Source organism: Moorena sp. SIO3I6 (assembly GCF_010672095.1).
Genome location: NZ_JAAHHU010000675.1, coordinates 1 through 2465, shown reverse-complemented (window position 1 = coordinate 2465; position 2465 = coordinate 1). Strand labels below are relative to the sequence as shown.

The 2465-nt window shown below is 42.7% G+C and carries 1 protein-coding gene; it reads right to left on the bottom strand.

The features are described 5' to 3' along the window. Positions 1 to 127 precede the first annotated feature (127 nt). On the bottom strand, positions 128 to 1873 hold the full coding sequence (gene ltrA / locus F6K49_RS41290; RefSeq protein ID WP_293106880.1) for a group II intron reverse transcriptase/maturase: 1746 nt from the start codon (positions 1871 to 1873) through the stop codon (positions 128 to 130). Positions 1874 to 2465: the final 592 nt, after the last annotated feature.

Here is a 2465-nt window from a genome sequence, read left to right as displayed (position 1 = left end):
ACATCATTGATAGTATTAAACTAAGCCGAGGGGTCACCCCCGCCGACTCGTCTTCAAAACCGTACGTGACAGTTTCCTGTCATACGGCTCCTCATGGCAGGAACACACTTTCATTGGTACCTCTATACTAAAACGGATTGTTATCTAGCTCCGAAGGGTTTGACTTTTGGTGCTTTATCGCAATCTTGGTTTCGTGTTTTTTGTCGTGGCAATGTAAGTGGAGGAGCTCAAGGTTATTGAGTTTGTCAGTTCCACCTTGTGAGCGTGGTGTTATGTGATGTATTTCCAATGAATCTTCGTCCCTAAAGGTGAGACCACAATGGGAACACTTCCCTTCTTGCCTTTTCAAAAGTTTTCCCTTCTGACTGGTCATCTCGGGGTGTTTCATCATTCTGGTACTCCAGTAAATCAGATTTCCGTCAAATGGACTTTTGGTGTCTTTGACTTTAACATGTCGAATAATTTCTTTTTCCGCATGTTTTGGGAGGTAATTATCCTCTTTTGTCCTGAAGACCCAATTGTCTACTTTAGGGGCATCCCAGGGGTTTTTGGGTTTGGTTACCTTTGTTCCCCAGTATTTATTGTTTACCCAGGTTTTTGATTTCTTTGGATGTCTCCTGTATCCCCATCTTTGAAGTTTGTTCCAGAGCATGTTGTCCAATTTGGAGAAGGTTTCTTTACTTACTACGCTGCTGTAGTAGTTGCACCATCCCCTTATAATTGGTTTAAGTCTGCTTATTAGGGCAGCCTGGGGGGCAGCTTTGTGTTTATCTATGATGGTGGATAGCTGCTCCCAATGTTCTTTCACTTTCTTCTTTGGTGGTTTGATGAGGGTTTTAAAACCTTGTTTTGACTGGTTCTTTCCCACGTTATATTGACGGATGTTGAATCCTAAGAAGTCAAATCCTTCTTGCGTGTGTATGACCTTTGTCTTACTTGGTTTTAATTCTAAACCTATGTCATTCAACCATAAACTGATGATTCTCTGACATTCTTCTACTACTTCTTTGGATTTATGCATTATGACGAAGTCGTCTGCATATCGGATTAGATTTAGGGCTCTTCTTCTTTTAACTTTTCCGCTTCCATATTTAGAAGGGAGTGTTTCAGCGAATTCCTTAATTTCTTCTTCCATTCCATGGAGGGCTATATTTGCCAATAGTGGTGATATTATTCCACCTTGGGGAGTCCCTTCGTCTGTAGTGGAGAATGTGTTGTTGTCTATTACACCTGCCTTTAGCCATCCTTTGATTAATCTTTTCATGGATGGGTAGGTGTTTATTTTTGTGAGAAGTGCATCGTGGTTTATTTTATCGAAGCATTTTGAGATGTCAGCATCTAATACCCATTTGGGCATCTGATTGATGCTTGTAAAAATTGCTTGGATGGCATCATGACATGACCTTCCTGGTCTGAACCCGTATGAATTAGGTTCAAAGCGTGCTTCCCATTCAGGTTCTAACGCCTGTTTGGTTAGAGCTTGGAGTGCTCGGTCATATATGGTCGGGATTCCTAATGGTCTCCTTTCCTTCTTTCCGGGTTTATCTATCCAGACTCTGCGAGTGGGTTGGGGTTTCTTGTAAACTTTCAGGTTTTTGACTAGGTTCAATCTCTTTTGGTTCGACAAAACCTTCTGACCATCGATTCCTGCTGTCCTTTTCCCTTTGTTTTCTTGAGTTACCTTCCTTACCGCTAGCATCTTTGCTGACCAGGATTTCATTAGAAGTTTTTGGAGTTTTCTTACCACGCGAACATTGCCACGTTGAGAGGCTTGATATATCCGTTTTTGCAGCTTAAACACGGTCATTTCAAGCTTTCGCCAATTGACCTTGTTCCATTCAGACTGTGGGGCGAACCCCCGAGTTTTCGACATTTTTACTGCTACTCATAGCTAGATCTTTTCCTAACCACGTGAGTCTGTCTGCGTATCTCAGGCATTACCCTGAGCTTTTGCTTCTGACTCTATCTCTCCTTCATAGGCCATGCGGCTAACTACCTACTCAGAAATCGACCTTTCTGAGAGTACCTATGAGGTTACTTCGTTCCTGGTAACCATCTTTTGTGAACTTTTAGGGTGATACTATCCACCGGGAACTAGGAGTAAATCTCTTAGGGGACCGGAACCCTAAAATCCTGTGTGTTCCGTAATTGTTTATTTGTAGCGTTTCAGCCTTGTTTCGCTACTCAATAATAACGATGGTTCAAGCGTATCTTTCTTGTGGTACCCATGAGTTCCTTGCCTGTTACTAACCCCACTTTAGGCTGGTAGAGCTTCACTGTTCGACCCCGCTTTAGCCTAGAGTTTGTTACTTCTCATTGACTAGGGGTAGGGCTGTCACTCGGATTTCACGAGGGTTGGTGTCTCACCAACATGGTTATCAAGTTGTCAAGGTTTATTACCTTGCGACTAATCCCCCATATCTTTTCGGATAAGGTTTCTAGTCAACGAGTCGCACCCAGTCCAT